Below are 25,498 nucleotides of genomic sequence, written 5' to 3' on the forward strand. Positions count from 1 at the left end.
GTTGTCGTCGCGCCGAGCCGCCTTCCACAAGCTCACCGTCGCCCGCGTCGACCGCCTCTGCGACGACGCCGTGGCCGTCACCTTCGACGTGCCCGGCGACCTCTCGGACGAGTTCGCCTTCGCGGCCGGCCAGTACCTGACCCTGCGCCAGGGCGACGAACGCCGCTCGTACTCGATCTGCGCGCCGGCGGGTTCTCCTCCGCGAATCGGCGTGCGCCGCGTCGACGGCGGCCAGTTCTCGACCTGGCTCGTGGACCGCGTCGCCCCCGGTGACGTGCTCGAAGTCCTGCCCCCATTGGGCAAGTTCACGCCGTCCGGCACTGGCACGCACCACGGCCTGGTCGTCGCGGGCTCCGGCATCACCCCGGCCCTGTCGATCGCCGCCACGGTCCTGGCCACCGGCGCCCGCGTGACCCTGATGTACGGCAACCGAAGCACCAACACGGTGATGTTCGCCGACGAACTGGCCGACCTGAAGGACCGCTACCCGGCCACGTTCCAGCTGATCCACGTCCTGTCCCGCGAACCGCGCGACGTCGAACTGTTCACCGGCCGCCTGACCGCCGCAAAGCTGACGGCCCTGTTCGGCAGCGTCGTCCCGTTCGACGCCATCGACGAGTGGTGGCTGTGCGGCCCCTACGAGATGGTGCAGGACGCCACGGCCGTGCTGCGCGATCGCGGCGTCGCGCCAGACCGCGTGCACCACGAACTCTTCTACGTGGACGAACCGCCGCCCCCTCCGCGCCGCGCGGAGGCCGTCATCGACGCCGTCGCCTCGGTCACGGTCGTGCTGGACGGCAAGTCGACCACGCTGCCCCTGCCCGCCGGCGAGCCGATCCTGGACGCGGCCCAGCGCGTCCGCGCCGACCTGCCGTTCGCCTGCAAGGGCGGGGTCTGTGGCACGTGCCGGGCTTTGGTGACCGAGGGCAGCGTCGAGATGCGGCGCAACTACGCGCTCGACGAGTCCGAGGTGGCGGCCGGGTTCGTGCTGACCTGTCAGTCGCTGTCGACCAGCGAGTGCGTGACGGTCGACTTCGACGCCTGAACGGAGTAGCTCGTTACTCCTTTGAGACCATATGGTCCATGTGGCATGGATTCTTGGACGAGTCGCGTTGAGGTGCGACCTACCTCGTCGTCGCGGTCGTCGTTCGACCGCGTGAGCTGGACGCCGTCCGTTCTGCGTTGCGTCGGCTGGTGAGGCCTGGCCAACGTCGCGTGCACTTCAAGAAGGAGAGTGACTCGCGCAGGCGGGAGGTCGTCTCCAGGTTGCGCGAGATGGGCATTCGAGCGGCTGTGTGGACCGTTCGCGACTCGGATGACATCCGTGCGCGTCAGCTTTGCTTGTCGGCTGCAGCGACATGGTTGCAGGAACTCGGCGTCACTCGGTTGGCGATTGAAAGCTGTGCACACCAGGACGTGCGTGACAGGCAGACGCTCGCGGCAGCCCTGGAGAAGGTGGACGAGCCGTTCACCTACGAGCACTTGCGGCCGGCGGAAGACCCGGTTCTGTGGGCGAGTGACGCGCTCGCGTGGTGCTTCGGAGCGGGAGGCGACTGGCGGCAACGGGTGCAGCCGACGCTCGATGCGGTGGTGAGGCTCGACCAGTGCCCAGAAAGCGCGAAACCCGGCAACCGACCGTCCGGACGGTGAACCGGGTCCACTTTCGGCTCCTACTGGAACCGACAAGAAGAACTATAGCAGGGATACGTGTCAGCCAGAGATTTCAGATGGGCCGCGAACGGGCAGGCGACGTGGCACGATCGCCGACATGGGGATCGTCGTCCGCTCAGCGCTCTGGGGTGCCGCAATCGGCACCCTGCTGATGGGCGCCTTCGTCACGGCCGTCGACCTGGCTGTCCCGAGCGACAAACCGCCCTCCTCGGCCTTCATCACGATCCTCGCGATCCTGGTGGTCGCCTTCATGACCGGCGCCATCCCCGGCGCGGTCGTCGGTACCGGTGTCGGCTTCATCCGCCGCTCTGTCCAGCAGCCGCGCCAGATGCCGAGGCCGATGCACCCGCCGGTCCCGCAGCAGCCCTACGACATGTGGTCCGACCTGGTCGAACGCTGCGCCGCGTCCACGCGCAGGGTCGCGGCGGCAGTGCAGACCGTGCCGAACTCGGCGGCCAAGGACTGGCTGTGGAGGATCAGCGGGCAGCTGACCAAGGAGCTCGACGACGTGCGCGGCATCGCGGAGCTCGGCCGGGCGCTTGGTGCGGTCGACCGGCAGCACCCGGTCTACCAGCGGTTGCTCAAGGCCACGCACGACTTCCACCAGTTCGAGAACGAGGTCGGGCGCGTGGCGTTGCAGATGTTCGACCACCCCGAGCTGGACGAGGCGCGCACGCACCTCGAGGTGCTGGAGAAGCAGCTCCCTCAGCTCTCGGCCTGAAGCGCCGACTGCCACCAGCCCAGAACCTCGTCCGCCGCTTCAGGAGCGGCTACGAGCAGTCCGTCCACGGGTAGTTGGGCGCCCTCGCCGCGTCTGTCGAGCACGACCGCACCCGACTCCACGGCCAGTGACACCGCTCCGGCGACGTCCCATTCGTGGTAGCCGTGCAGCACAGCGGCTGCGACGTGGCCCAATGCCACTTGTGCGACGGCGAGCGCTTTCGAGCCGAGAACGCGCACGCCTGTGCCTGCTATCGCTGCCGTGGAGATGAACTCACCCATGCCCGGCCATGGGCCGGAACGTGTCATCTCGGTGCACACGACAAGGGAGTCGCCTTGGCGTTCGGTCAGGCGTACCGGCGTGCCGTTCGCACGCATGCCACGGCCGCGTGCGGCGGCGTAGATCTGCGAGCGGTACGGGTCGGCGACGACGCCGACGACAGGTCCCCAGCGGTCCACCAGAGCGAGGCTGTAGGCGCACCAGGGCATGCCCGCCGTGTAGTTCGCGGTGCCGTCGACGGGGTCGACGACCCAGCGGAACTCCGAGTCGCTCGGGGCTTCTCCGTCGTCGGAGTTCTCGCAGAACACGGGGATGTTGGGGAACTCGGCGGTGAGCACGCGCCGGGTGTGGCGTTCCAGGGTGCGGTCGGTGTCGGTGACCCAGTCGAACGGTGACTCGTCGGAGTCGGGACGCACGCCGCGGCCGGCGGTGGCCATGATGACGTCCGAGGCGTCGTTCGCCAGGCGACCGGCCACTTCCAGCGCGATGGACACCAGGCCGGGCTCTACCGGATGCGCGGGCCGGGACGACAAGACGGTCATGCTGGCCTAGTTTCACCGCGCCGGATGTCCGGCAGCCCAAGCGGAGATGACGAATCGACGATCACCTGGCCACGACGTGAGGTGTTCCGTCCACGTCAAATCTGAGGTCACGCGGACTTCATACGGGCACCTCATGGTGTCCCTGTGCGCGTAGCGATCGTGACCGAGAGCTTCCTGCCCCAGGTGAACGGTGTCACCAACTCGGTGCTCCGGGTCCTGGAGCACCTGCGCCGCAACGGACATCAGGCGATGGTCGTTGCGCCGGGCGCGGGTGCCGACGAGCACCACGGCACGCCCGTCGTCAGAGTTTCCTCAGTCGACGTGCCCATGGTGACGAGTCTTCCCATCGGTGTGCCGAGCCCGAGAGTGCTCCACGCCCTCGCCGACTTCCAGCCCGACGTGGTGCACCTCGCGTCGCCGTTCGTGCTTGGCGCGTACGGCCTCAGAGCCGCGCGCAAGCTCGACGTGCCCACCGTCGCGGTCTACCAGACCGACGTGGCCGGGTTCGCGGGTAACTACGGCCTGGGCCTCACCAAACGCGCCGCGTGGCGCTGGACCAGACGCCTCCATACGCTCGCCGACCGCACGCTCGCCCCGTCGAGCTCGGCGGTGGAGGCGCTGGAGCAGCATGGCGTTCCGCGCGTGCACCGGTGGGGCAGAGGCGTGGACATCGACCTCTTCCACCCACGTCCGAGGCACAACGACGAGCTGACCATCGGTTACGTCGGCCGCCTTGCGCCGGAGAAGCAGGTCAACCGGCTCAAGGAGCTGCACGACCTGCCGGGCGTGAAGCTGCGGATCGTCGGTGACGGGCCTGATCGCGAGCAGCTCGAGAAGGACATGCCGAACGCGGAGTTCCTGGGCTTCCGCACCGGGCAGGAGCTCGCCGAGGCCTACGCGTCGTTGGACGTCTTCATCCACACGGGCCCGCACGAGACGTTCTGCCAGGCCGTGCAGGAGGCGCTGGCGACCGGTCTCCCGGTGCTGGCACCGAACGCGGGCGGCCCGCGTGACCTGGTCAGGCACGGCCGCACCGGGTACCTCTTCGAGGACGACATCGCCCAGTACGTGGACCTGCTGCGGGACCCGATGCTGCGCAGGCGGTTCGGGCTCGCGGCCCGCAAGTCGGTGCTCACCCGCACCTGGCCCGCCGTCTGTGACCAGCTGATGGGTCACTACGCGGCAGTCATCGGACTCACTCACCAGGCGGCCGCTTGAGGATCGTTCAGCTCGCCAACTTCTACGGCCCCAAGTCGGGCGGGCTCCGCACGGCGCTGCACCACCTAGGCACCGGTTACGCGCAGGAGGGCCACGAGGTGGTGCTCGTCGTGCCGGGCGCCCGCCACGCCGACGAGGAACTGCCCGGCGGAGTGCGCCGGATCACCCTGCCCGCGGTGAAGGTCCCGTACACCGGCGGCTACCGGGTGGTGGACCCGTGGCGGGTCAAGTCGCTGGTGGAACACCTGAGGCCCGACCGCCTGGAGGTCTCCGACCGGCTCACCCTGCGCGGCATGGGCGCGTGGGCGAGCGAACGCGGCATCCCGAACGTCGTGATCTCCCACGAGCGCCTGGACCGCCTGCTCCGGTTCGTGCTGCCCGCCACCCCGGCCGAACGCGGCGCCGACTGGGCGAACCGCCGCATGGCCGCCTCCTACGACACCGTCGTCTGCACGACGGCGTTCGCCCGCGAGGAGTTCGACCGCATCGGCGCCACGAACGTCACCCAGGTACCACTGGGCGTCGACCTGGCCACCTTCACCCCGACGCGCCACTCCGCCTCGTTGCGGCAGGACCTGTTGCAGGGCAAGGACAACCTGCTCATCCACTGTGGACGGTTGTCGCCGGAGAAGCACGTCGAACGCTCCGTCGACACCCTGGCCGAACTCCACGAACAGGGCCACTCCGCACGCCTAGTGATCGCCGGCGACGGCCCGCGCCGTTCGTTCCTCGAAAGGCGCGCGGCGGGCCTGCCGGTGACGTTCTTGGGCTTCGTGAACTCACGCCTCGACGTGGCCTCCCTGCTCGCCTCGGCGGACCTGTCGCTCGCACCGGGCCCGCACGAGACGTTCGGCCTGGCGGCCCTGGAGGCCCTGGCCAGCGGCACCCCGGTCGTCGTCAGCAGGAGCAGCGCGCTGAAGGAGATCGTCCAGCCGTCCTGCGGCGCGGCCGTCTCCGACGACGCTCCCGCCTTCGCCTCGGCGGTCCGGCACCTGCTGGAATCGGGTTCCCGGGAGGCCGCGCGGTCCCGCGCCGAGGAGTACCCGTGGCACGCGGCGGTCGACGGCATGCTCACCGCCCTGAAGGTGCCCTGAAGAAGATCTCAGCCAGGCTGACTTAGTCTTTGGTCATGTCGCGAGCCGGCCTGGACAAGAACCCCCGCGAGGTAGCCGAGATGTTCGACGGCGTGGCCAAGGGCTACGACCGGACGAACTCGGTCATGACGCTGGGCTTCGACCGCCGCTGGCGGGAGTGGAGCAGGCGCGTCCTCGACGCCCGCCCAGGCGAGAAGGTCCTCGACCTGGCCGCCGGCACCGCGGTCTCCACCGTCCAGTACGCCGAGTCCGGCGCCTGGTGCGTCGCCGCGGACTTCTCCGTGGGCATGCTCGCCTCCGGCGCCCACCGCCAAGTCCCGAAGGTGGCCGCGGACGCCCTGCGCCTGCCCTTCAAGGACAACTCCTTCGACGCCGTCACGGTGTCCTTCGGCATCCGCAACTTCAGCGACACCGTCGTGGCCCTGCGCGAAATGGCCCGCGTCACGAAGCCGGGCGGCCGCATGGTCATCTGCGAGGTCTCGACGCCGGTCTGGAAGCCGTTCCGCTTCGTCTACATGCGCTACCTGCTCAAACTGCTCCCGCTCATCGCGAAGTTCGTCTCCTCGAACCCCGCCGCCTACTCCTACCTGTCGGAGTCGATGGCGACCTGGCCGGACCAGCGCACGCTCGGCGAGCTCATCTCGCAGGCGGGCTGGGAGGACGTGGCCTGGTTCAACCTGACCGGCGGCATGGTGGCCCTGCACCGCGCGACCAAGCCGAAGCCGAAGGCCGAAGAGCCCGCCGAGTCGTAACCCGCTCACGAACGTGGTGAAGCGAGCCGTCTGAACTCCTGCTGCAACAGCAACCACCCGCCCGCAACCCGGCCCCGGCAACCCCAGCCCCCGGAACCCTCAGCAACCTCCGGTTAGAGTCGCCAGCAGAAGCTGTGACCGGTACACGCAGGGAGTCTGGATGAGCAGGCGCGGGATCAACGAGGACGCCGACGTCATCGTGGTGGGTGCTGGACCGGCGGGCTCGACCGCGGCCACCTACCTCGCCAGGGCGGGCCTCGACGTCCTCCTCCTGGAGAAGAGCACCTTCCCGAGGGAGAAGGTCTGCGGCGACGGCCTCACGCCCCGGGGCGTCAAGCAGCTCATCGACCTGGGCATCGACACCCGCGAGAGCAACGGCTGGCTCCACAACAAGGGTCTCCGCGTCGTGGGTGGTGGCGTGACGATGGAGCTGGACTGGCCGGACCTGGCCACCTTCCCGAACTACGGCGTCGTGCGTCCCCGCCTGGACTTCGACGAGATGCTCGCGAACGCCGCGAAGGCGGCCGGTGCGCGCATGCACGAGCACACGACGGTCACCAAGGCCATCGTCGAGAACGGCCGTGTCGTGGGCGTGGAGGCGAAGCAGGGACCGGAAAAGAACCCGGTCACCTACAAAGCGCCCATCGTCGTCGGCTGTGACGGTGTGTCAGCACGCCTGGCCCTGAGCATCGGCCTGCAGAAGGACGACGCCAAGCCGATGGGCGTGGCGGTCCGCCGCTACTACCACAGCCCGCGCACCAAGGACGACTACCTCGAGTCGCACCTCGAGCTGTGGGCGCCGGACGGCCAGTTGCTGCCCGGCTACGGCTGGATCTTCGGCATGGGCGACGGCAGCGTGAACGTCGGTCTGGGCATTCTCAGCACGTCGAAGGCCTACGGCACCACCGACTACCGGCAGCTTCTGCGCAGCTGGCTGGACGGTACGCCGGAGGAGTGGGGCTTCCGCGAGGAGAACGCGACGAGCCGGATCGGCGGCGCGGCGCTGCCCATGGGGCTCAACCGCAAGCCGCACTACCGGGCGGGCATGGTGCTCGTCGGCGACGCCGGCGGCATGGTCAACCCGTTCAACGGCGAGGGCATCGGCTACGCCATGGAGTCGGCCAAGATCGCTTCCGAGTCGATCGTCCAGGCGCTCGCGCGCACCGGCGTCAACCGTGAACGGGCGCTGCACGGCTACCCGGTCCGCATCGAGGAGGCGCTCGGCAGTTACTACCGGCTCGGGAACGTCTTCTCGAAGCTCATCGGTAACCCGGCGATCATGCGGACCGCAACGAAGTACGGAATGCCGCGGAAACGCCTGATGAAACTCGTGCTCAAGCTACTCGCGGGCCTCTACGACCCCAAGGACGGCGACTCAATGGACCGCCTCATCGTGGCCGCCACGAAGCTCGCTCCCAGCGCCTGAATTACTCCGAATAGGTGATGGCACCGGCTCAATACGAGCCGGTGCCGTTTCGTATGTGTCGGGCAAGTTAAACCCCCAGGTCAGACCCTGTGATCCACGTCATTTACAGGCGTTCTACACTGGCCAGCGACCTTGTGAATCACTTCACAACAGTGTGATCAAGCTTGTGAACTGTTTCACAAGCGTTTGTTAGGTTCGCCTAACAAACGCGCCGTAGAACAACACCCTTAGGGTGCGGGCGACCGCGAGGAAAGGACGACGGAGCGTGCTTGACCCTTACCTCCCCCTCGTATTGATGTTCGCGCTCGCCGGGGCGTTCGCCCTGTTCTCGGTGACCGCGGCTCCCTACATCGGACCGCGCCGCTACAACAAGGCGAAGCTCGACGCGTACGAGTGCGGCATCGAGCCGAGCCCGCAGCCGGTCGTGGGTGGTGGGCGCATGCCCGTCGCCTACTACCTGACGGCGATGCTGTTCATCCTGTTCGACATCGAAATGGTCTTCCTCTACCCGTTCGCCGTAGCGGCCGACAAGCTCGGCCTGTTCGGGCTGGTGGAGATCGTCCTGTTCGTCGCCACGGTCGGCTTCGCGTACGTCTACGTGTGGCGTCGCGGCGGCCTCGACTGGAACTGAGGAAGTCATGGGTCTCGAGGAGAAGCTCCCGAACGGCATCCTGCTGGTCAGCGTCGAGAAGCTGGTCAACTGGACCCGCAAGTCCTCGCTCTGGCCTGCCACCTTCGGCCTGGCCTGCTGCGCCATCGAGATGATGACGACGGGTGGTCCGCGTTACGACCTGGCCCGCTTCGGCATGGAGGTCTTCCGGGCCTCACCGCGCCAGGCGGACCTGATGATCGTGGCCGGCCGCGTCACCAACAAGATGGCGCCGGTGCTGCGGCAGATCTACGACCAGATGCCCGAGCCGCGCTGGGTGCTGGCCATGGGCGTGTGCGCCAGCACTGGCGGCATGTTCAACAACTACGCGGTGGTGCAGGGCGTCGACCACGTCGTGCCCGTCGACATGTACCTGCCGGGCTGCCCGCCGCGGCCGGAGATGCTGATCGACGCGATCCTCAAGATCCACGCCAAGATCATGGACGAGCCGCTGGGCGCCGTGCGCGCCAAGGCACTCGCCGACTCGGGCTACCGCACCGATCTCATCCCGTCGTCCGAGCGTTTTGCGAGGAAGAAGTGACCGAGCCAGGGGGAGAGCACTCCAGCGCCCAGCGCGCTGTCGAGGGCCTCGAAACCAACGGCGCCGAAGCCAAGGCGCCGATCTTCGCGGGCAAGGAGCGCCAGGGCCTCTTCGGCGTCTCCGGCTCCGGTGACACGTCGGGCTTCGGCGGTCTGCGCCTGCCCGCGCACGTGTCGGCGCCCGCCGAGCGCCCGTTCGGCGGCTGGTTCGACGAGGTCGCGGACGAGCTGTTCGCCGCCATCGGCGACAAGGGCCTGCCCGCCGACACGGTGCAGCAGGTGACGGTCGACCGCGGCGAGATCACCTTCTACCTCAGGCCGGAGACGCTGCTGGAGGTCGCGCGCATCTGCCGCGACACCCCGTCCCTGCGCTTCGAGCTCTGCAGCTCGGTGTCCGGTGTGGACTACGGCGCCGACGTGCCGCAGCGCCTGCACTCGGTCACGCACCTCACGTCGATGACGTACCGCCGCCGCATCCGGCTGGAGGTCGCGGTCGACGTCGAGCACCCGCACGTGCCGAGCCTGATCGACGTCTATCCGACGGCGGACTGGCAGGAGCGCGAGGCCTGGGACATGTTCGGGATCATCTACGACGGTCACCCCGGACTGACCCGCATCCTCATGCCGGACGACTGGGACGGACACCCCCAGCGCAAGGACTACCCGCTGGGTGGCATCCCGGTGGAGTACAAGGGCGCGGAGATTCCTCCGCCGGACCAGAGGCGGTCCTACTCATGACCGAGCGGCTTTCCGACGTCACGACGGGCACCAACACCGAGATGCCCGAGGAGATCGCCGAGTCCCGCAGGACCACCGAGGGCACCGTCTACACGGTGACCGGCGGCGACTGGGACGAGGTGCTCGCGGACGCGGTCCACGACGAGCGCATCGTCATGAACCTCGGCCCGCAGCACCCCTCGACCCACGGCGTGCTCCGCCTGGTCCTGGAGCTCGAGGGCGAGACGGTCACCCACGCCCGCAGCGTGATCGGCTACCTGCACACCGGTATCGAGAAGAACGTCGAGTACCGGAACTGGGTCCAGGGTGTCACCTTCGTGACGCGAATGGACTACCTGGCGCCTCTGCACAACGAGGCCGCGTACTGCATGGGCATCGAGAAGCTGCTCGGCGTCACGGTGCCGGACAAGGCGCAGGCGATCCGCGTGCTGCTGATGGAGCTCAACCGCATCAGCTCGCACCTCGTCGCGCTCGCCACCGGCGGCATGGAGCTCGGCGCCCTCACCGGTATGACCTCCGGCTTCCGCGAGCGTGAGGAGACCCTGCACCTGCTGGAGCACCTCACCGGTCTGCGGATGAACCACGCGTTCATCCGTCCCGGCGGCCTCGCGCAGGACCTGCCGGCCGACGCGGTCGAGAAGATCACCGCGTTCGTCAAGGTGATGGAGAAGCGGCTCCCGGACTACGACAAGCTGCTCACCGGCCAGCCGATCTGGCGCAACCGCCTCGCGGGCGTGGGCTACCTGCCTGTCGACGCCTGCCTCGCGCTCGGCATCACCGGCCCGATCCTGCGCTCCGCCGGCCTGGCCTGGGACCTGCGCAAGGTCGAGCCGTACTGCGGCTACGAGAACTACCAGTTCGACGTGCCGACCTCGAACGCCGCGGACAGCTTCGCGCGGTACCTGCTGCGTCTGGAAGAGATGCACCAGTCGCTGCGGATCATCAAGCAGGTCGTGAAGAGCCTGCCGACCGGTCCGGTGATGGTCGAGGACGCGAAGATCGCGTGGCCCGCGCAGCTCACGATCGGCAGCGACGGCATGGGCAACTCGCTCGAGCACGTCCGCAAGATCATGGGCCAGTCCATGGAGTCCCTGATCCACCACTTCAAGCTGGTGACCGAGGGCTTCAAGGTTCCGGCGGGCCAGGTGTACGTGCCGATCGAGTCGCCGCGCGGCGAGCTCGGCTACCACATGGTCTCCGACGGCGGCACCAGGCCGATGCGTGTGCACGTCCGCGAACCAAGCTTCGTGAACCTCCAGTCGATGCCCGCGATGTGCGAAGGCGGCATGGTCGCCGACGTGATCGCGTCCGTCGCCTCGATCGACCCCGTGATGGGTGGTTGCGACCGATGACTCAGGCACAGGAAACCGCTTTCGATCAGTCCACTGTGGACCGCGCGCAGGCGATCATCGCCCGCTACCCGCAGGCCCGCAGCGCGCTGCTCCCGATGCTGCACCTCGTGCAGTCGGTCGAGGGCTACGTCTCCCAGGACGGCATCCGGTTCTGCGCCGGACAGCTCGACCTGAGCGAGGCCGAGGTCAGCGCGGTCGCGACGTTCTACACGATGTACAAGCGCCGCCCGTGCGGTGAGCACCTCGTCAGCGTGTGCACGAACACGCTGTGCGCGGCGCTCGGCGGCGACGAGATCTACTCGACGCTCAAGAGCCACCTCGGTGTGGGCCACGACGAGACCGCGGGCGAGCCGGGCACGCCGGGCTCGATCACGCTGGAGCACGCCGAGTGCCTCGCCGCGTGCGACCTCGGTCCGGTGCTCCAGGTCAACTACGAGTTCTACGACAACCAGACGCCGGACAAGGCGCTGGGACTCGTGAAGGCGTTGCAGTCGGGGGACAAGCCCGCCCCGACGCGCGGCGCGCCGCTCACCGACTTCAAGCAGGCCGAGCTCCAGCTCGCCGGGTTCTTCGAGGGTCGCGACGCCGACCTCGACGGCCCGTCGGCGGCGCCGGAGACGCTGGCCGGTGCGCAGATCGCCAAGGAACGCGGCTGGGACGCTCCCGCGACTCCCAAGAACGCCGAGTTCCCTGCCCTGCCGGAAAAGAAGTAGGGAAGACAATGGTTGACCCGCTGACTCCCGTTCTCACCAAGCGCTGGACTGAGCCCAAGTCCTGGACCATCGAGACCTACGAGCGCACCGGTGGCTACACCGCCCTGCCCAAGGCGCTGACGGCCCACCCGGACCAGCTCATCCAGCAGTGCAAGGACTCCGGACTGCGCGGCCGCGGCGGCGCGGGGTTCCCCACCGGCATGAAGTGGGGCTTCATCCCGCAGGGCGACGGCAAGCCGCACTACCTCGTCATCAACGCCGACGAGGGTGAGCCCGGTACCTGCAAGGACATCCCGCTGATGATGGCGGACCCGCACTCGCTGATCGAGGGCGTGATCATCACGTCGTTCGCGATCCGCGCGAACTTCGCGGCGATCTACGTCCGCGGCGAGGTCCTGCACTGCATCCGCCGCCTCAACGCGGCGGTGCGCGAGGCGTACGCCAAGGGCTACCTGGGCAAGGACATCCTCGGCAGCGGGTTCGACCTCGACGTGGTGATCCACGCCGGCGCCGGCGCCTACATCTGCGGCGAGGAGACGGCGCTGCTCGACTCGCTGGAGGGCCGTCGCGGCCAGCCGCGGCTCAAGCCGCCGTTCCCCGCGACCTCGGGCCTCTACGCGTCGCCCACCGTGGTGAACAACGTCGAGACCATCGCGTCGGTTCCCTTCATCGTCAACGGTGGCGCCGACTGGTTCCGCGAGATGGGTCGCGACCGGTCGCCCGGTCCGAAGATCTACTCGCTGTCCGGTCACGTCACGCGGCCCGGCCAGTACGAGGCACCGATGGGCACCACGCTCCGGCAGCTGCTCGACATGGCCGGTGGCATGAAGGACGGCATCCCGCTGAAGTTCTGGACGCCGGGTGGCTCGTCCACGCCGATGTTCACCGCCGAGCACCTCGACGTGCCGCTGGACTTCGAGGGTGCCGCCGAGGCCGGTTCGATGCTGGGCACCACCGCCCTGCAGATCTTCAACGAGACCGTGTCCGTGCCGTGGGCCGTCATGAAGTGGACGGAGTTCTACAAGCACGAGTCGTGCGGCAAGTGCACGCCGTGCCGCGAGGGCACGTACTGGCTCGTGCAGATCCTGCAGCGGATGGTGGCCGGCAACGGGACGGCGAGCGACATCGACACGTTGCTCGACGTCTGCGACAACATCCTCGGCCGCTCGTTCTGCGCGCTCGGTGACGGTGCCGTCAGCCCGATCACCAGTGGCATCAAGTACTTCAAGGACGAGTTCCTGGCTCTCTGCGACCAGAACTCCAAGGTCCTGGCTGGAGCGAACGCATGACCATCGCGCCTGACAAGCCCACCACTGAAGAGGTTGTCGTGCCGGAAGGCCACGTCAAGCTCATCATCGATGGCGAAACCGTCATCGCGCCCAAGGGCGAGTTGCTGATCCGCACGGCCGAGCGCCTCGGCACGGTCATCCCGCGCTTCTGCGACCACCCGTTGCTGGAGCCCGCGGGCGCCTGCCGCCAGTGCCTCGTCGAGGTGGAGATGGGCGGCCGGCCGATGCCGAAGCCGCAGGCCTCCTGCACGATGACGGTCGCGGACGGCATGGTCGTGAAGACCCAGCTGACCTCGCCGGTCGCGGACAAGGCCCAGCAGGGTGTGATGGAGCTGCTGCTCATCAACCACCCGCTGGACTGCCCGGTCTGCGACAAGGGCGGCGAGTGCCCGCTGCAGAACCAGGCGATCGCCCACGGCCGCAGCGACTCCCGCTTCCACGAGCACAAGCGGACGTTCCCGAAGCCGATCAACATCTCCACGCAGGTGTTGCTCGACCGCGAACGCTGCGTGCTCTGCCAGCGCTGCACCCGGTTCTCCGCGCAGATCGCCGGCGACCCGTTCATCGAACTGCTGGAGCGCGGCTCGCAGCAGCAGATCGGTGTGGCGCAGGACAAGCCGTTCCAGTCGTACTTCTCCGGCAACACCATCCAGATCTGCCCGGTCGGTGCCCTCACCAGCGCGGCCTACCGCTTCCGTGCCCGGCCGTTCGACCTCGTGTCGACGCCGAGCGTCTGCGAGCACTGCTCCTCCGGCTGCGCCGAGCGCACCGACTGGAGGCGCGGCAAGGTGCAGCGCAAGCTCGCCGGCGACGACCCGCAGGTCAACGAGGAGTGGATCTGCGACAAGGGCCGGTTCGCCTTCCGCTACGCCACCGCCGACGACCGCATCAAGCGGCCGCTGGTGCGGGACAAGGAGAGCGGCGAGCTGCGCGAGTCGTCCTGGACCGAGGCGCTGCAGGTCGCGGCGGCCGGTCTGGCGGCGGCACGGGACGCGAACGGCGTCGGTGTCCTCACCGGTGGCCGGCTGACCGTCGAGGACGCCTACGCGTACTCGAAGTTCGCCCGGATCGCGTTGCACACCAACGACATCGACTTCCGCGCCCGGCCGCACAGCGCCGAGGAGCTGGAGTTCCTGTCCGGCACCACGGTGTTCACGAACCCGGACAACGGCGTCACCTTCCAGGGCATCGAGTCCGCACCGGCCGCGCTGCTGGTCGCGTTCGAGCCCGAGGAGGAAGCGCCGGTCGTCTTCCTGCGCCTGCGCAAGGCCGCTCGCAAGGGCACCACGAAGGTCTTCCACCTCGGCCAGTTCACGACCCCGGCCGTGGAGAAGACGTTCGGCACGCTGCTCGCCTGCGTGCCCGGTGCCGAGGCCAACGCCATCAACGCGCTGCCGGAGCACGCTTCCGACGTCGTCGAGCTGCTGTCCAAGCCCGGTGCGGTGATCCTGGTCGGCGAACGCGCCGCCGCGATCCCCGGTGCGTTCACCGCGGTTGCTCGCCTGGCCGAGCGCACGGGTGCTCAGGTCGCGTGGATTCCCCGCCGTGCCGGTGAGCGCGGCGCGCTCGCGGTCGGTGCCACGCCGAACCTGCTGCCCGGCGGTCGCCACGTCGCGAACGCCGTGGCGCGCACCGAGGTCGAGCGGACCTGGGGCGTCGAGGAGGGCTCGCTGCCCGCGACGCCCGGCCGTGACACCACGGGCATCCTCGAAGCCGCCGCGAACGGCGAGCTGTCCGGTCTGCTGGTCGGCGGCGTCGACCCGTTCGACCTGCCGGACCCGCGACTCGCGGAGAAGGCGTTGGCAGAGGCCGGTTTCATCGTGAGCCTGGAGCTGCGGCCGAGCGCGGTCACCGCGCACGCGGACGTCGTGCTCCCGATCGCCCCGGCGGTCGAGAAGGCCGGCAGCTACCTCAACTGGGAGGGCCGCCGCCGCGAGTTCGGCACGACCCTCGACGGCACCAGCGCCCTGCCGGACTGCCGCGTGCTCGACACCCTCGCGGTGGAGATGGACGCGGACCTGTTCACGCAGACGCCCGCCGCCGCGGCCGCCGACCTGGCGCGTCTGGGCGAGGGCACGCCGAGCGGTTCCTCGCTCAACGTCGCCGCGCCGCTGCAGACCCCGGCCGGTCCCGGCAAGGCCGTGCTCGCCACGTGGCACCGCCTGCTCGGCAACGGCTCGCTGCAGGTGGACGAGCCGCACCTCGCCGGTACGGCCCGCCCGGTCGTCGCGAAGGTCGCCGAGGCCACCGCCCAGCAGTTCGGGCTGGAGACCGGCGGCTACGTGACGGTCTCCACCGACCGCGGCGCGATCACGCTCCCGGTCGAGACCGACGACCTGCCCGAGGGCGTCATCTGGCTGCCCACCAACTCGGGTGACGTGACCGTCCGGGCCACTCTCGGCGCGGGCCACGGCTCGATCGTCTCCGTCAGCGGAGGATCTTCCTTTGGGGTGAAGTCATGACCCAGCACGTCTACGCGGCAGAGATCGGTGATACCGCCAAACTGCTCGCGGACGACCCGTTCTGGCTGATCCTGATCAAGGTCGTCGCGATCTTCGCGTTCCTCGTGGTCATGACCCTGTTCATGATCAACTGGGAGCGCAAGGTCGTCGCGCGGATGCAGCAGCGCCCCGGCCCCAACCGGGTCGGCCCGAACGGCTGGCTGCAGTCGCTCGCGGACGGTCTGAAGCTCGCGTTCAAGGAGGACATCCGCCCGGTCCTCGCGGACAAGTGGGTGTTCTTCCTCGCCCCGGTGATCTCCTGCATCCCCGCGTTCCTCGCGTTCTCGGTGATCCCGCTCGCGGGCGAGGTCAGCCTGTTCGGCGAGCAGACCGCGCTGCAGCTCGTCGACCTCCCGGTCGGCGTGCTCGTGGTGCTGGCCTGCTCCTCGATCGGCGTCTACGGCATCGTGCTGTCCGGCTGGGCCTCAGGCTCGCCGTACCCGCTCCTCAGTTCGCTGCGTGCGGCAGCGCAGGTGATCTCCTACGAGATCGCGCTGGGCCTGTCGGTCGTCGCGGTGATCATGTTCACCGGCTCGCTGTCGACCGGCGACATCGTGGGAGCGCAGGCGACCACCGTGCTCGGCGTGCTGCCGGGCTGGTTCGGCATCCTGCTGTTCCCGAGCTTCGTCATCTTCGTGGTGTCGATGGTCGGTGAGACCAACCGCGCGCCGTTCGACCTGCCCGAGGCAGAGTCGGAACTGGTCGGTGGTTTCCACACGGAGTACAGCTCGCTGAAGTTCGCGCTGTTCTTCCTCGCCGAGTACGTCAACATGGTCACCCTCTCGGCGATGGCCACCACGCTCTTCCTCGGCGGCTACCACGCCCCGTGGAGCGGCGACTTCATGAACACCGGCTGGTGGGGCCTGCTTTGGTTCATCGGCAAGACGCTGGGCTTCCTGTTCCTCTTCATCTGGCTGCGCGGCACGCTTCCCCGCCTGCGCTACGACCAGTTCATGAAGCTGGGCTGGAAGGTGCTGGTTCCGACCAGCCTCGTCTGGATCATGGCCGTCGCGGTCATCCGCACCGGTGCGATCCAGCAGCTCTCCACGGCGCAGCGGCTCATCGCGCTCGGAGTGGTCGTCGGCCTCGTCCTGCTGGTCTCGTTCCTGCTGCCGGACAAGAAGGTCCAGGACACCAAGGGCGTTCCGCTCGCGGGCTCCGGCTTCCCCGTGCCGCCGCTCGACCTCGTCGTTCCCAAGGCCGCGCCCAAACGCAAGGTCAAGGTCGCCAACATCCCCGCGGACAAGGCAGCCGTCACCACCGGTAAGGAGGCTGAGTAGGGATGTTCGAGTCCCTGAAAGGCTTCGGCGTCACCTTCGGCACCATGTTCAAGAAGGTGGTGACGGAGGAGTACCCCGAGGTCAAGAAGGTGACCGCGCCGCGGTTCCACGGCCGTCACCAGCTGAACCGGCACCCGGACGGCCTGGAGAAGTGCGTCGGCTGCGAGCTGTGCGCGTGGGCCTGCCCGGCGGACGCGATCTTCGTCGAGGGTGGCGACAACACCGACGAGGCCCGCTTCTCGCCCGGTGAGCGCTTCGGTGCCGACTACCAGATCAACTACCTGCGCTGCATCGGCTGCGGCCTGTGCATCGAGGCCTGCCCGACCCGTTCGCTCACGATGACGAACGAGTACGAGCTCGCCGACGACAACCGCCAGGACCTGATCTTCACCAAGGAGGATCTGCTCGCTCCGCTGCTGCCCGGCATGGAGCAGCCGCCGCACCCGATGCGGCTCGGCGAGACCGAGCAGGACTACTACGTGAACGGGCCGCGCCTGGAGAAGGAGGCTCAGCAGTGAGCCTCCTGACGTTCATCGCGCAGCAGCCGGAGCCCGTGCAGCGCGTGGTCGACACCGTCACCACGGGTGAGACGATCGCGTTCTGGGTGCTCGGTCCGCTCGCGCTGGCCGGTGCGCTCGGCATGCTCTTCGCGCGCAACGCGGTGCACTCCGCGCTGTGGCTCGTCGTGACGATGCTCAGCCTCGGTGTGCTGTACATGGTCCAGCAGGCGCCGTTCCTCGGCTTCGTGCAGATCATCGTCTACACCGGCGCGATCATGATGCTGTTCCTGTTCGTGCTGATGATGGTCGGCCGCGACAGTTCGGACTCGGTCGTCGAGGTCATCCGCGGCCAGCGACTCGCGGCCGCGTTGCTCGGCATCGGGTTCGCCGTCCTGATGGTCGGCTCCGTCGCCCGCGCTCTCACCTCGGTGCAGCCGGTCGGTCTGGCCGAGGCGAACACGACCAACGGCGGCAACGTCGTCAACCTCGGCACGAAGCTCTTCACGGAGTACCTGTTCGCGTTCGAGCTCACGTCGGCCCTGCTGATCACCGCCGCCCTCGGCGCGATGATCCTGGCCTTCGTCGGCCGCGACGGGAAGCCCGCCAAGAAGACGCAGAAGGAACTCGTCGAGGAGCGCTTCCAGGACGGCAGCCGCGTCGGCTCGCTGCCCGGCCCCGGCGTCTTCGCCACCGCCAACTCGGTGGCCACCCCCGCCCTGCTGCCCGACGGCAGCGTGTCGGAGGAGTCGCTGTTCGACGTCATCGAGGCGACCGACAGGTCCACGCTCTCGGACGACGTCGCCGACGTGGCCGGCACCGGGCACCAGCCGGACTCGCACGCGCTCAAGGGAAGTGAGTCGTGACTCCCACGTACTACCTGCTGCTGTCAGCACTGCTGTTCAGCATCGGCGCCGTCGGCGTTCTGGTGCGCCGCAACGCCATCGTGGTCTTCATGTGCGTCGAGCTCATGCTCAACGCGGTCAACCTGAGCCTCGTGACGTTCGCGCGGATCAACGGCTCGCTCGACGGTCAGGTGATGGCGTTCTTCGTGATGGTCGTCGCCGCGGCGGAGGTCGTCGTCGGCCTCGCGATCATCATGTCCATCTTCCGGACGCGTCGCTCGGCCTCGGTCGACGACTCGAACCTGCTGAAGTACTGAGGGGTCACCGGTGACGGAACCTGTTGTCGCCAGCGGGGTCGCGAGCTTCGCCTGGTTGTTGCTCGCGCTGCCCGCGTTCGGTGCGGCGGTGCTCTTGGTCAGTGGCAGGCGCGCCGACAAGTGGGGCCACCTGCTCGGCAGCGCCACGCTGCTGGCGTCGTTCGGCTACGCGCTCGCGCTGTTCTTCTCGACGCTCGGAGTCTCGAACCCCGACGGACGGGTGCAGGACCTGCACCTGTGGAACTGGATCGACGTCAACGCGCTGACCGTCGAGTTCGGACTGCGGCTCGACCCGCTGTCGCTGACGTTCGTGCTGCTGATCACCGGTGTGGGCTCGCTGATCCACATCTACTCGGTCGGCTACATGGCGCACGAGGAAGGCAGGCGGAAGTTCTTCGCCTACCTCAACCTCTTCGTGTCCGCGATGCTCCTGCTGGTGCTGGGCAACGGCTTCGTGACCCTGTACTTCGGCTGGGAGGGCGTCGGTCTCGCCTCGTACCTGCTGATCGGCTGGTACCAGTACAAGCCGGAAGCGGCATCGGCGGCCAAGAAGGCCTTCCTGATGAACCGCGTCGGTGACCTGGGCCTCGCCATCGCGATCTTCCTGATGTTCAACAAGCTCGGGACGACGCAGTACACCGAGGTCTTCAGCCGCGTCGGCGAGTTCTCCTCGGCCGAGGTCCTCGCGATCACGCTGCTGCTGCTCCTGGGCGCCTGTGGCAAGTCCGGTCAGTTCCCGCTCCAGGCCTGGTTGCCGGACGCGATGGCCGGCCCGACCCCGGTGTCCGCCCTGATCCACGCGGCGACGATGGTCACCGCGGGCGTGTACCTGATCGCCCGCTCCAACCCGCTCTACAACCTGAGCGAGGACGGCCGTCTGGTCGTCATGATCATCGGTGCCGTCACGCTGCTGATCGGTTGCATCATCGGTTGCGCCTACGACGACTTCAAGAAGGTCCTGGCGTACTCGACGGTCTCGCAGATCGGTTACATGATCCTCGCGGTGGGCCTCGGCCCGATCGGCTACGCGCTCGGCATCATGCACCTGCTGACGCACGGCTTCTTCAAGGCCGGGCTCTTCCTCGGTGCCGGTTCGGTCATGCACGGCATGAACGACGAGGGCAACATCCGCCGGATGGGCGGGCTCTACAAGTTCCTGCCGATCACCTTCGTCACCTGGACGCTCGGCTACCTCGCGCTGATCGGCATCCCGCCGTTCGCGGGCTACTTCTCGAAGGACGCCATCATCGCGGCGGCGTTCGGCGCGGAGGGCTGGCGCGGGTACGTCTTCGGCGGTGTCGCACTGCTCGGTGCCGCGCTGACCGCGTTCTACATGACGCGCCTGCTGATCCTGGTCTTCCTGGGCAAGCCCCGCTGGAAGGAACTGAAGGCGGAGAACGGCAACGACTACAAGCCGCACGAGTCCCCGCTGACGATGACCATCCCGATGATCATCCTCGCGGTCGGGTCCGTCGCAGGCGGCTGGTTCCTCTCCTCGGGCGGACGTCTGGCCGGCTGGCTGGAGCCTTCGCTCGGTGAGCTGAAGGAGTCGCACGGCGTTCTCTCGCACGGCATGGTCGGGATCCTGACCGTCGCGCTCTCGCTGGTCGGCGCCGGCCTCGCGTTCCTGCTCTTCGGCCGCGGCAAGCAGCCGGTCGAGCGTCCGGCGCGGGTGTCGTTCCCGGTGCGCGCGGCCCGTGCGGACCTCTACGGCAACGCACTGAACGAGGCCCTCTTCGCGCGGCCGGGCACCTGGCTCACCCGCGCGCTGGTGTTCCTCGACCTGAAGGGCGTCGACGGTCTGGTCAACGGGACCGCGGCGCTGCTCGGCGGTAGCTCCGGCCGGTTGCGCAGGCTGCAGACCGGGTTCGTCCGCTCCTACGCACTGTCCATGCTGCTGGGCTCGATCTTCGTGCTCGGGGCGCTCCTGGTGGTGAGGTTCTCGTGACCTGGGTTCTGATCGCACTGCTGGTGGTGCCGCTGGTCGGCGCGCTGGTGGTGGCGTTCCTGCGCAAGGACGACAAGAAGGCCAAGCTCGTCGCGCTGGCTTTCTCGCTCGTCGAGCTCGTGCTCGCAGTTCTGCTGTGGACGGCCTACGACCCGAACGGCGACCGCATCCAGCTCGCCGCCGGCGTGGACTGGATCCCGGCGTTCGGCGTGCGGCTGCAGTTCGGCATCGACGGCATCGCGCTGGTGATGATCGCGGTCATCGCGCTGCTGATCCCGCTGGTGATCGGTGCCGGCTGGACGGAGAAGCTGCCCGCCGGCCGTTCGCAGGGCGGGTACCTCTCGCTGATCCTCATCCAGGAGGCCGTGACGGTCGCGGTGTTCGCCGCCACCGACGTCTTCCTGTTCTACGTGCTCTTCGAAGTCATGCTGATCCCGATGTACTTCCTGATCGGCGGCTACGGCGGCGCGCGCAGGCAGTACGCGGCGGTCAAGTTCTTCCTCTACTCGTTCCTCGGCGGCCTGATCATGCTGGCCTCCGCCATCGGCGCGTACGCGATGGCGTCGGACGAGCTGGGCAAGGGCACGTTCGACTGGGCGACGCTGGTGAAGGTGGTCAGCGACGCCGACTCGACGACGCAGACCTGGCTGTTCCTCGGCTTCTTCCTGGCGTTCGCGATCAAGGCGCCGCTCGTGCCGTTCCACACCTGGCTGCCCGACGCCGCGGCCGAGGCGCCCATCGGCGTCACGGTGATCGTCGTCGGCATCCTGGACAAGGTCGGCACGTTCGGCATGCTGCGCTACCTGCTGCCGATGTTCCCGGAGGCGTCGAAGAACCTGGCGCCGTTCGTGCTCGTGCTCGCGGTGGCCGGTGTCCTTTATGGATCGCTGCTCGCCACGGGCCAGCGGGACATGAAGCGGTTCCTGGCCTACGTGTCGATCGCCCACTTCGGGTTCATCGCGCTCGGCATCTTCTCGTTCACGTCGCAGGCAGGCGTGGGCTCGGTGTCGTACATGCTCAACCACTCGATCTCGACCGGCATGCTGATCCTCGTGATCGGCATGGTGATCGCGCGCGGTGGTTCGTCGCTGATCTCCGACTACGGCGGCATGTCGAAGGTGGCGCCGCTGCTCGCGGGCATGCTGCTGCTGGCGGGTCTGACCACGCTGTCGCTGCCGGGCACGAACTCGTTCGTCTCGGAGTTCCTGGTGCTGATCGGCTCGTTCCCGACGCGGCCGGTGTTCACGATCATCGCGACGGTCGGCATGGTGCTCGCGGCGCTCTACGTGCTGTGGCTCTACCAGCGGATCATGACCGGCCCGCTGCGCGGCGACGCGCTGATCGGCGCGGCCGCCGGTCCGGGAGCCGTCGGCGACCCGGAGAAGAAGACGGCCATCCGCGACCTCTCGAAGCGCGAGATCGCAGTGCTGGCACCGCTCGTTGTCATCGTGCTGGCACTCGGGTTCTACCCGCAGCCGGTGCTCGACGTCATCACCCCGACTGTGGGGGCGACGCTGACCGAGGTCGGCGTGACCGACCCGGTCACCGTGCAGGAAGGCAAGTGACGTGAACCTTCTCGTCGCTCAGGCGCAACAGATCGAGGCGCCGGAGATCGATTACGGCGCCATCGCGCCGCTGCTGATCGTGCTCGGTGCAGCGTGCATCAGCGTGCTGCTGGAAGCGTTGCTGCCCAAGCACCAGCGGTGGGCCGTGCAGCTCGTGCTCACGCTCGTGACCCTGGTCGGCGCGGTCGGCTCGCTGATCCTCTACGCGACGTCGGAGCGTCCCGAGCAGGGCGTGGCGACGCTGGCGGGAGCGATCGCGGTCGACTCGCCGGCACTGTTCCTGTGGGCCACGTTGCTGGTGCTGGGCTTCGGCTCGGTGCTGCTGATCGCCGACCGTTCGGTGGAGCCGGGTGGCGCGTTCGTGGCGCAGGCCGCGATCCGTCCCGGCACCGTGCAGGACCGCGCGCAGGCGACGAAGACCGGCATGCAGACCGAGGTCTTCCCGCTCACGCTGTTCGCGCTCGGCGGCATGATGACGTTCGTCGCCTCGAACGACCTGCTGACGATGTTCATCGCGCTGGAAGTCCTGTCGCTGCCGCTGTACCTGCTGTGCGGCCTGGCTCGCCGCCGTCGCCTGCTCTCGCAGGAAGCGGCCGTGAAGTACTTCCTGCTCGGCGCTTTCGCGTCCGCGTTCTTCCTCTACGGCGTGGCTCTGCTCTACGGCTACGCGGGTTCGGTGAAGCTCTCGGCCATCGCGACCGCCGCCGGTGGCACGGACCGTTCCGACACGCTGCTGTTCGCGGGCTTCGGCCTGCTGGTGGTGGGCCTGCTGTTCAAGGCCGCCGTCGGCCCGTTCCACTCCTGGACCCCGGACGTGTACCAGGGCGCGCCGACGCCGATCACGGCGTTCATGGCCGCGTGCACCAAGGTCGCCGCGTTCGGCGGCATCCTGCGCGTGCTCACGGTGGCGTTCGAGAACACGCAGTGGGAATGGCGTGGCGTGCTCTACGGCGTCGCGGTCGTCTCGATGGTGATCGGCGCGATCCTCGGCCTCACCCAGACCGACGTGAAGCGCATGATCGCGTACTCCTCGGTGGCGCACGCGGGCTTCCTGCTGATCGGCTCCATCGCGTTGGTGCCGGACGGCTCAGGTGTGAGCGCGACCATGTTCTACCTGCTGGCGTACGGCTTCACCACGATCGCCGCGTTCGGCATCGTGTCGCTGGTCCGCAACTCGGACGGCGAGGCGACGCACCTGTCGCAGTGGGCGGGTCTCGCGAAGCGGTCGCCGATCGTGGCGGCCACCTTCACGTTCCTGTTGCTGGCGCTGGCCGGCATTCCGCTGACGTCCGGCTTCATCGGCAAGTTCGTCGTGTTCAGCGCGGCGATCGAGGCCGGCCTGATGCCGCTCGTGGTGATCGCCCTGGTGGCCTCGGCCGTCGCGGCGTTCTTCTACCTGCGGGTGATCGTGCTGATGTACTTCAGCGACCCGGCTCCGGACGGCCCGACCGTGACGGTGCCCGGCGCGTTCACCACGATCGCGATCACGTTGGGTGCGGTGGTGACCTTGGTGCTGGGTTTGTGGCCCACGTTCGTGCTCGATTGGGCGGGTACCGGCTCCTTCCTCAGCTAGGTGTACGTACTCTGCTGGTGTGACCAGTAGCGAGCATGAGGGACCGGGGTTCGCGTTGGTGGACCCCGTGCTCACCGTGGTAGTCCAGGACGGCCTGGCCGAGGTGGAGCGCATCCTGCACGACGTCGTGCAGAGCGAGTTCCACCCGGTCACGGAAACCTCGCTTCACCTTGTGGAGGCGGGCGGGAAGCGCATCCGCCCGCTCTTCACACTGCTCGCATCGCAGTTCGGCGCCGACTGGGACCGGGAAAAGGTCATCAAGGCGGCCGCTGTGGTCGAGCTCACCCACCTCGCGACGCTCTACCACGACGACGTCATGGACGAGGCGACCATGCGGCGCGGAGCGGTCTCCGCGAACGTCAAGTGGGACAACAGCATCGCGATCCTGACCGGCGACTTCCTCTTCGCCCACGCGTCCCGCCTGACCGCCGATCTGGGCACGGACGCGGCGCGGATCATCGCGGAGACCTTCTCGGTCCTGGTGACCGGTCAGATGCGCGAGACCGTCGGCCCGAAGCCCGGCGAGGACCCGATCTCCCACTACCTCAAGGTGATCGAGGAGAAGACGGGCGTCCTGATCGCCACCGCGGCCAGGTTCGGCGGCATGTTCTCCGACGCGACCGAGGAGCAGACGGACGCGCTGCGCCGCTACGCCGAGGTGATCGGGGCGGCGTTCCAGATCTCCGACGACGTGATCGACATCGCGTCGCCGTCCGTCGAGTCGGGCAAGACCCCCGGCACCGACCTGCGCGAGGGCGTGAAGACGCTGCCGATGCTCTACGCGCTGGCGGATCCGTCCGAGACGCGCCTGGCCGAGCTGCTGGCTGGTCCGATCACGGACGACGAACTGGTGGACGAGGCCCTGGTCCTGCTGCGCAAGTCCTCCGGCATGGACAAGGCCCGCGAGACCCTCGACGACTACGCGGACCGGGCCCGCACGGAGCTGGGCAAGCTGCCTCCGTGCGCCGCGCGGGACGCTCTCGAAGAGCTCGCCACCTACGTGGTGGAGCGCTCCCGATAGTCAGCTGACCGGCGCGAGCGCCTGCTTGCGCCGGTTCTTCAGCGCGTCGAACGTGAAGATCGCCAGGGCCAGCCACACCAGCGCGAAGCCGATCCACCTGCTCGGCGGCATCGGTTCGTGCACGACGAACACGCCCCACGCGAACTGCAGCACCGGAGCGAGGTACTGCAGCATGCCCATCGTGATCAGCGGAATCCGTTGCGCGCCCGCGCCGAACAGCACCAGCGGGATCGCCGTGACGATGCCGGTGCTCAGGATCAGCAGGGTGTGGCCGGTGCCTTCGGTGGTGAAGGTGTTCGCGCTGCCCAGGACGAGCAGGTAGACCAGCGCGAACGGGACGATCACGATGCTCTCCGCGGTGAGGCTGGTGATGGCGTCCAGCGGCACCTTCTTCTTCAGCAGCCCGTAGACGCCGAACGAGCAGGCCAGGACCAGCGAGATGATCGGCAGCCTGCCGTAGTCGACGGTGAGCACGATCACAGCGACGATCATCACAGCGATCGCTACGGTCTGCGGCAACCGCACGCGTTCCTTCAGGAAGATCATTCCGAGCGCCACGCTCACCAGTGGCGTGATGAAGTAGCCGAGCGCCGCTTCCACGACGTGGTGGCTGTTGACCGCGTAGATGTAGGTGCCCCAGTTCACCGTGATCAACACGGCCGCTGCGGTAACGATCAGCCAGCCTTTTCCTGATAGTTCGAGGAAAGGCCGCCACCGTCGGAGGATCATGACGACGATGGCGAGCGTGACGAACGACCAGACGATCCGGTGTGCGAGCACCTCGACCGGCTGGGCGGGTACGAGGAGTGGCCAGTACGCCGGGAACAAGCCCCAGAGGACGTAGGCGAGTGCGCCGTAGGTGAGCCCTCGCCCCTGGGTGTGAACTTCTGGCGAAGTGGTGGCCGAGGTTGTCAGAGGGGGCACAAAATCCCACTCTACGCTGGGCTTTCCGCCCGTTATTTGCGCT

General features: G+C 68.2%; 24 protein-coding genes. 22 read left to right on the top strand and 2 right to left on the bottom strand.

What is annotated here, in order from left to right; translation table 11 throughout:
- Position 1: 1 nt before the first annotated feature.
- The 3 genes from paaE to IG04_RS0120140 all read left to right on the top strand — a co-directional run bounded on the left by paaE (position 2) and on the right by IG04_RS0120140 (position 2,392).
- Complete coding sequence (paaE, locus tag IG04_RS0120130; protein WP_030478216.1) at positions 2 to 1,045, top strand: 1,2-phenylacetyl-CoA epoxidase subunit PaaE; 1,044 nt, start codon at positions 2 to 4, stop codon at positions 1,043 to 1,045.
- 170 nt (positions 1,046 to 1,215) lie between these two features.
- Positions 1,216 to 1,650: a hypothetical protein gene (locus IG04_RS0120135; RefSeq protein WP_051770283.1), complete on the top strand. Its 435-nt coding sequence runs from the start codon at positions 1,216 to 1,218 to the stop codon at positions 1,648 to 1,650.
- Between the two features lie 118 nt (positions 1,651 to 1,768).
- Positions 1,769 to 2,392: a hypothetical protein gene (locus tag IG04_RS0120140; RefSeq protein ID WP_030478218.1), complete on the top strand. Its 624-nt coding sequence runs from the start codon at positions 1,769 to 1,771 to the stop codon at positions 2,390 to 2,392.
- Here IG04_RS0120140 and IG04_RS0120145 read toward each other — a convergent pair.
- Positions 2,377 to 3,213 (bottom strand): inositol monophosphatase family protein, encoded by an 837-nt coding sequence (locus IG04_RS0120145; RefSeq protein ID WP_030478219.1) that lies wholly within the window; start codon positions 3,211 to 3,213, stop codon positions 2,377 to 2,379. The two genes, IG04_RS0120140 and IG04_RS0120145, sit on opposite strands and share 16 nt — an antisense overlap.
- Before the next feature lie 144 nt (positions 3,214 to 3,357).
- Here IG04_RS0120145 and IG04_RS0120150 point away from each other — a divergent pair, with 144 nt between their 5' ends.
- From IG04_RS0120150 to IG04_RS0120240, 19 genes are all read left to right on the top strand, one after another.
- Positions 3,358 to 4,431 carry a glycosyltransferase family 4 protein gene (locus IG04_RS0120150; protein ID WP_084400887.1) on the top strand — a complete coding sequence of 358 codons (1,074 nt, stop codon included), beginning with the start codon at positions 3,358 to 3,360 and terminating at the stop codon, positions 4,429 to 4,431.
- Positions 4,428 to 5,525: a glycosyltransferase family 4 protein gene (locus IG04_RS0120155; RefSeq protein ID WP_030478221.1), complete on the top strand. Its 1,098-nt coding sequence runs from the start codon at positions 4,428 to 4,430 to the stop codon at positions 5,523 to 5,525. Before IG04_RS0120150 ends, IG04_RS0120155 begins: the two co-directional genes overlap by 4 nt.
- Before the next feature lie 35 nt (positions 5,526 to 5,560).
- Positions 5,561 to 6,277 carry a demethylmenaquinone methyltransferase gene (locus tag IG04_RS0120160; RefSeq protein WP_030478222.1) on the top strand — a complete coding sequence of 239 codons (717 nt, stop codon included), beginning with the start codon at positions 5,561 to 5,563 and terminating at the stop codon, positions 6,275 to 6,277.
- A 160-nt stretch (positions 6,278 to 6,437) separates the two neighbouring features.
- Positions 6,438 to 7,703, top strand: a complete 1,266-nt coding sequence (locus IG04_RS0120165; protein ID WP_030478223.1) for a geranylgeranyl reductase family protein — start codon at positions 6,438 to 6,440, stop codon at positions 7,701 to 7,703.
- Positions 7,704 to 7,968: 265 nt separating this feature from the next.
- Entirely contained in the window at positions 7,969 to 8,334 is a 366-nt protein-coding gene (locus IG04_RS0120170; protein WP_030478224.1) for an NADH-quinone oxidoreductase subunit A, read from the top strand.
- A 7-nt stretch (positions 8,335 to 8,341) separates the two neighbouring features.
- Positions 8,342 to 8,893: a NuoB/complex I 20 kDa subunit family protein gene (locus IG04_RS47690; protein ID WP_030478225.1), complete on the top strand. Its 552-nt coding sequence runs from the start codon at positions 8,342 to 8,344 to the stop codon at positions 8,891 to 8,893.
- Complete coding sequence (locus IG04_RS0120180) at positions 8,890 to 9,630, top strand: NADH-quinone oxidoreductase subunit C (protein WP_030478226.1); 741 nt, start codon at positions 8,890 to 8,892, stop codon at positions 9,628 to 9,630. The genes IG04_RS47690 and IG04_RS0120180 overlap by 4 nt, the downstream gene beginning before the upstream one ends.
- The gene (locus IG04_RS0120185; protein WP_030478227.1) at positions 9,627 to 10,982 is read left to right on the top strand and encodes an NADH-quinone oxidoreductase subunit D; all 1,356 of its coding nucleotides are present in this window, start codon (positions 9,627 to 9,629) and stop codon (positions 10,980 to 10,982) included. Before IG04_RS0120180 ends, IG04_RS0120185 begins: the two co-directional genes overlap by 4 nt.
- The gene (gene nuoE / locus IG04_RS0120190; protein WP_030478228.1) at positions 10,979 to 11,695 is read left to right on the top strand and encodes an NADH-quinone oxidoreductase subunit NuoE; all 717 of its coding nucleotides are present in this window, start codon (positions 10,979 to 10,981) and stop codon (positions 11,693 to 11,695) included. The genes IG04_RS0120185 and nuoE overlap by 4 nt, the downstream gene beginning before the upstream one ends.
- 8 nt (positions 11,696 to 11,703) lie before the next feature.
- On the top strand, positions 11,704 to 12,984 hold the full coding sequence (gene nuoF, locus IG04_RS0120195; RefSeq protein WP_030478229.1) for an NADH-quinone oxidoreductase subunit NuoF: 1,281 nt from the start codon (positions 11,704 to 11,706) through the stop codon (positions 12,982 to 12,984).
- The gene (locus IG04_RS0120200) at positions 12,981 to 15,446 is read left to right on the top strand and encodes an NADH-quinone oxidoreductase subunit G (RefSeq protein ID WP_030478230.1); all 2,466 of its coding nucleotides are present in this window, start codon (positions 12,981 to 12,983) and stop codon (positions 15,444 to 15,446) included. The genes nuoF and IG04_RS0120200 overlap by 4 nt, the downstream gene beginning before the upstream one ends.
- A gap of 23 nt (positions 15,447 to 15,469) precedes the next feature.
- A complete protein-coding gene (nuoH, locus tag IG04_RS0120205) occupies positions 15,470 to 16,765 on the top strand; it encodes an NADH-quinone oxidoreductase subunit NuoH (protein ID WP_036015355.1) in 1,296 nt (431 codons plus the stop codon).
- 2 nt (positions 16,766 to 16,767) lie between these two features.
- The gene (nuoI, locus tag IG04_RS0120210; RefSeq protein WP_030478232.1) at positions 16,768 to 17,283 is read left to right on the top strand and encodes an NADH-quinone oxidoreductase subunit NuoI; all 516 of its coding nucleotides are present in this window, start codon (positions 16,768 to 16,770) and stop codon (positions 17,281 to 17,283) included.
- Positions 17,280 to 18,128: an NADH-quinone oxidoreductase subunit J gene (locus tag IG04_RS0120215; RefSeq protein ID WP_030478233.1), complete on the top strand. Its 849-nt coding sequence runs from the start codon at positions 17,280 to 17,282 to the stop codon at positions 18,126 to 18,128. The genes nuoI and IG04_RS0120215 overlap by 4 nt, the downstream gene beginning before the upstream one ends.
- Positions 18,125 to 18,424 carry an NADH-quinone oxidoreductase subunit NuoK gene (gene nuoK / locus IG04_RS0120220; RefSeq protein WP_030473209.1) on the top strand — a complete coding sequence of 100 codons (300 nt, stop codon included), beginning with the start codon at positions 18,125 to 18,127 and terminating at the stop codon, positions 18,422 to 18,424. The genes IG04_RS0120215 and nuoK overlap by 4 nt, the downstream gene beginning before the upstream one ends.
- Before the next feature lie 10 nt (positions 18,425 to 18,434).
- Positions 18,435 to 20,372, top strand: a complete 1,938-nt coding sequence (gene nuoL, locus IG04_RS0120225; RefSeq protein WP_030478234.1) for an NADH-quinone oxidoreductase subunit L — start codon at positions 18,435 to 18,437, stop codon at positions 20,370 to 20,372.
- Positions 20,369 to 21,937 (top strand): NADH-quinone oxidoreductase subunit M, encoded by a 1,569-nt coding sequence (locus IG04_RS0120230; RefSeq protein ID WP_030478235.1) that lies wholly within the window; start codon positions 20,369 to 20,371, stop codon positions 21,935 to 21,937. Before nuoL ends, IG04_RS0120230 begins: the two co-directional genes overlap by 4 nt.
- A 1-nt stretch (position 21,938) precedes the next feature.
- Positions 21,939 to 23,510, top strand: a complete 1,572-nt coding sequence (gene nuoN, locus IG04_RS0120235) for an NADH-quinone oxidoreductase subunit NuoN (RefSeq protein ID WP_030478236.1) — start codon at positions 21,939 to 21,941, stop codon at positions 23,508 to 23,510.
- A 55-nt stretch (positions 23,511 to 23,565) separates the two neighbouring features.
- Positions 23,566 to 24,531 carry a polyprenyl synthetase family protein gene (locus IG04_RS0120240; protein ID WP_245815953.1) on the top strand — a complete coding sequence of 322 codons (966 nt, stop codon included), beginning with the start codon at positions 23,566 to 23,568 and terminating at the stop codon, positions 24,529 to 24,531.
- On the opposite strand, the gene rarD is transcribed toward IG04_RS0120240, so the two are convergent.
- A complete protein-coding gene (gene rarD / locus IG04_RS0120245) occupies positions 24,532 to 25,455 on the bottom strand; it encodes an EamA family transporter RarD (RefSeq protein WP_030478238.1) in 924 nt (307 codons plus the stop codon). It abuts the gene before it with no gap.
- Between the last annotated feature and the right edge of the window lie 43 nt (positions 25,456 to 25,498).

The organism is Lentzea albidocapillata (assembly GCF_000719115.1).
GTDB classification, from domain to species: domain Bacteria; phylum Actinomycetota; class Actinomycetes; order Mycobacteriales; family Pseudonocardiaceae; genus Lentzea; species Lentzea albidocapillata.